At 31.6% G+C, this 332-nt stretch carries 1 protein-coding gene; it reads right to left on the minus strand.

Features of this window, described 5'->3' with window-relative positions; translation table 11 throughout:
• Window positions 1-116: 116 nt before the first annotated feature.
• On the minus strand, window positions 117-332 hold a 216-nt coding region (locus LJE11_RS20970; RefSeq protein ID WP_442860898.1), incomplete at its 5' end, for a DUF6783 domain-containing protein.

The raw sequence follows: 332 nt of genomic DNA on the forward strand, positions 1-332 counted from the left end.
CATAGTTTTATAAATACTTACGATTTCTGCTTTTTGCTAAAGTTAATGACATTGATTATTTACGAGGATTGCTATAATTTTGATCTCCGTAATCACTGTTATGATATAAAGTATAGTTACACAGGATTGACATTGATATAACACAAATTTATAATACATATTAGTATTACTTTTCTCCGCTTTGAAATAGAAAGGTTATTCTGTGAGACTGTTGTAAGAATTAATTTGATGCGATAGTATGAGTGAGTTATGAATATGTGGGGAATACTTGTAACATTAGAGTGTGTCTGAAAAATCATTCCCGCAATCTGCACGCCCCACTTTGCGGGATA

The sequence above is a fragment of the Blautia sp. DFI.1.216 genome (genome assembly GCF_020594215.1).
GTDB lineage: Bacteria > Bacillota > Clostridia > Lachnospirales > Lachnospiraceae > Blautia_A > Blautia_A wexlerae.